6 protein-coding genes are annotated in these 3,320 nt (G+C 40.1%); 2 read left to right on the top strand and 4 right to left on the bottom strand.

From position 1 onward, the window contains the following. On the top strand, nucleotides 1–342 hold a 342-nt coding region (locus B6C99_RS13225; RefSeq protein WP_158092490.1), incomplete at its 5' end, for a hypothetical protein. 249 nt (nucleotides 343–591) lie between these two features. Here the strand turns inward: B6C99_RS13225 and B6C99_RS12825 are convergent. After that, entirely contained in the window at nucleotides 592–972 is a 381-nt protein-coding gene (locus B6C99_RS12825; RefSeq protein ID WP_037473648.1) for a hypothetical protein, read from the bottom strand. Nucleotides 973–1,070: 98 nt separating this feature from the next. Next, entirely contained in the window at nucleotides 1,071–1,754 is a 684-nt protein-coding gene (locus B6C99_RS13450) for an RHS repeat domain-containing protein (protein ID WP_216819496.1), read from the bottom strand. Between the two features lie 39 nt (nucleotides 1,755–1,793). Between B6C99_RS13450 and B6C99_RS13445 the strand changes: the two genes are divergently transcribed. Further along, entirely contained in the window at nucleotides 1,794–2,063 is a 270-nt protein-coding gene (locus tag B6C99_RS13445; protein WP_216819495.1) for a hypothetical protein, read from the top strand. A gap of 65 nt (nucleotides 2,064–2,128) precedes the next feature. Here the strand turns inward: B6C99_RS13445 and B6C99_RS12815 are convergent, their stop codons facing one another. Further along, on the bottom strand, nucleotides 2,129–2,443 hold the full coding sequence (locus B6C99_RS12815) for a hypothetical protein (protein WP_086360177.1): 315 nt from the start codon (nucleotides 2,441–2,443) through the stop codon (nucleotides 2,129–2,131). Nucleotides 2,444–2,460: 17 nt separating this feature from the next. Then, nucleotides 2,461–3,320 (bottom strand): RHS repeat-associated core domain-containing protein (locus B6C99_RS12810; RefSeq protein ID WP_173795350.1); only part of this gene is annotated, 860 nt, incomplete at its 5' end.

Raw genomic sequence — 3,320 nt, 5'->3', positions numbered from 1 at the left:
TCTGAAATGCAGGAGCTGGTTACAGCGAATCAGGTTGTAGTTGCTGTAGTCCTCTCTGTATTTGCTGTCCAGCAGGTTGGCAGCGGCATCATATTGCAGGGTTTCCCAGTATCTCTGGTTGCGACAGCCTTCGATTCTGCCGGTGTGATCATAGCGGTAATCGGTCTGCCCGTGTTTGCTGTGCTTTTTGCTTACCAATCGGTCGAGGTTGTCGTACTGGTAGCTGCGTTCGATGAGGATATCAGGCAGGATGGGATTCTGATTGCGCTGTATCTGTTTGCGTTGCAGCCGGCTGTTGCGGTCGTATTTGAACTGGGTGTTCAGGCGTCCCTGGGTGCGTAATATTTCGCGGTGCAGGTTGTCACGTTCGATGTCGCTGATGATGTGGCCGTCGATGTTAATCTGGTGCAGATGGCCGGAACCATAATACAGTTTGCTGATGGTGCGCCCGTCCGGCAGGGTCGGTATAGGTCAGTAGCTGGCCGGAACTGTTAAATAATATGGAATATATAGCATAATTTTCTATATGATTTTTGTACTAAGTATGGGATATTTACAATTATCAAATGGAAAAATATATATACATTTGAACTATTCTATTCTTTTTTTCAACTTCCTAATTTCAGGTGTCAATGCAAAACAATCCTCTATTGGTTCTCCATCTAATGACCAGTAGCTTATCAAATCTATATATTCTTTATAATTATCGAAAAGAATATTTAATGCCTTGGTAATAATTTCATCACTTGGACTTAATCCAAAAGACAATAAATCGTTAATGACATCAAGAGATAAAATCATTAATTCTTTTTTTTCTTCCGATGAATATTTATTTTGTAAATAAGCAGAAATATATTTATTTAGCCATTCTTTCGTTCGATATTCATCGGGTAATTCATAAGCCCAATCCTGAGTAAATCGATCACCAAGTGGTAAACCAAGATCATCACATAGTCTTTTATTTTTTTGCATATTCATCCCTATTAATTTGGATACGATGAATTAAATGGAAATGATGTTCGTACCGAACCATCGGGTTTTACAACTACCCTTGCCATATCAGAAAATATTTATGTCCCATCGGGTAAATAACCCCGACCCTTTATATTTTGGGGTAACGGTACATCATGTACACCAGATCCTTTTTTAGCGACATTAGCAATAAATTCAGCGGCTAATTTATCGTCATCATATTGACCTATTTGATGCCCTTTACTTCTTGCACGATCTTTTAATTGATTAGATTTTACCTTTTGTCCATGATCTGAAAAAGTATGACCATAGGTTGGTTTACTTTTTGGGTTGCCCCATTTAAAATTTCCACAACTCCACCCCCACGGATCAATCCAAGTCAACCCATTAGGCGCATACTGATACAGATTAAACCCACCCAGCAGCCCAATCGGGTCTGGCTGGGTAAAGCGTCCTATATCCGGATCATAGTACCTGAAAGTATTGTAATGTAAGCCGGTTTCTCTGTCTAAATATTGTCCCTGATATCTGAGGTTTTGCTCTATGGGTTTGTGTTCGATTTCATGAATCCGCTTTCCCCATAACTGAAAGCTACATTCCCACAGTATTTTACCGTTTGCATCGGTAAGTTCTTCCGGACAGCCATTCAGGTCGGTGTGGAAGTAGCGGATATGTTGTTCTTGGTTGCCGTCTGTGTCTATCCGCGCCAGTGGTTCGTAGCTGTTCTGGTCGGTATAGATATACAGGCTGGTGGGGTGATTCGAGCCGGTTTCCTGAATCATTCTTAAGCCGTCCCACAGGAAGCGGGTACGGTTGTAGGGTTGGCCTTCGCGGTCTATCTGATGTTTTTCGATACGCCGGCCAAGGGCGTCGTAGACGTAGCCGTAACGCTGGCTGCGGCCTGTTTGCTCAATGCGTACTTCGCTCAGGCGGTGTTCAGCATCGTAGTGGTAGTGCTGGGTTGTGCCGATGGTCTGTTTGGTCTGAGTTCTGCCGTGCTCGTCGTAGCGGTAGTGGTGTCCTCTGAAATGCAGGAGCTGGTTACAGCGAATCAGGTTGTAGTTGTATTCTTCTGTCCCTCTTCGGTCTAGAAAATATGTAAAAAAATAAATTTAAAAATATCAAGAAGATTTTTAGTATCACTTCTGCTTTTATTTTACATTTCTTTTAAAAAAATATCTGAATATGAGCTTAAATCATCTTTATTTCTACCAATTGGATATTTTTTTCCTAATTTAAGTAGCCAATCACTAAATTTTTCTAAAAAAAATTTATTATTATTATTAACTTCAAATATTGCAGAATCAGAATAAGACTCAACTAATAAATCTAATATTTCCAAAAAATCTTTGTCATTTTTTAATATTTCCTCAACTTTAAGTAATTGAAGAGACTTTATTATATCTACTATTTGAGATAGTGTTAAAATGGTTGGGCCTTTTTTTATGTCATTTAATATTTTTCGAATCATTGCTATTTACCTAAAAATTAAAATGGAGAATTTATTAATGGAATATGTGACTGGTTCATTTGCACATCATCTCTTTCTCTACTATTCACTTTTGTTCCATTAGATAATGTATTGGTTTGTGCCGAATGAGCCCCACCAGTAGGACGTGTCGTAATTGAAGCTGAGGGGCCTTTTGCAGCATTTGAACTCGGATATCTAGCTACAGCATTAGGGTTTGTACCATGTCCATGTACTGAATATGTAATTCCATTGGAGTTTGTTTGATATTTAAAACCTCCTGATGGGAATTGTGATGAAGACATCCACTGATTAGAAATACCACCTGGGTTAACCCATTTAGTAACGTCATTATATTTAATCTGACCATTATGAACTAATTCTGACGGTTCAGTCGGACGTTTGTTAAAACGTCCTGTTTCATTATTACGCCAACGATTCGACTTACTATCAAAACTACAGCTCAAACCAAACGGATCAATCCAAGTAAACCCATTAGGCGCATACTGATACAGATTCAAGCCACCCAGCAGCCCAATCGGGTCTGGCTGGGTAAATCTACCTATATCCGGATCATAATACCTGAAAGTATTGTAATGTAAGCCGGTTTCTCTGTCTAAATATTGTCCCTGATATCTGAGGTTTTGCTCTATGGGTTCGTGTTCGATTTCATGAATCCGCTTTCCCCATAACTGAAAGCTACATTCCCACAGTATTTTACCGTTTGCATCGGTAAGTTCTTCCGGACAGCCATTCAGGTCGGTGTGGAAGTAGCGGATATGTTGTTCTTGGTTGCCGCTTGCTTCTATGCGAAACCGTGGTTCGTAGCTGTTCTGGTCGGTATAGATATACAGGCTGGTGGGGTGATTCGAGCCGGTTT

Origin of the sequence: Gilliamella sp. N-G2, from assembly GCF_002142215.1 — a bacterium.
GTDB lineage: Bacteria > Pseudomonadota > Gammaproteobacteria > Enterobacterales > Orbaceae > Gilliamella.
The sequence above is the reverse complement of the archived record's forward strand: the minus strand, read 5'-3'. Positions and strand labels throughout refer to the sequence as shown.

Excerpts from the sequence above, each read along its gene's own strand:
- B6C99_RS12825 (WP_037473648.1), bottom strand. The coding sequence starts at position 972 with ATGCAAAAAAATAAAAGACTATGTGATGATCTTGGTTTACCACTTGGT.
- B6C99_RS13450 (WP_216819496.1), bottom strand. The coding sequence starts at position 1,754 with ATGATTCAGGAAACCGGCTCGAATCACCCCACCAGCCTGTATATCTAT.
- B6C99_RS12815 (WP_086360177.1), bottom strand. The coding sequence starts at position 2,443 with ATGATTCGAAAAATATTAAATGACATAAAAAAAGGCCCAACCATTTTA.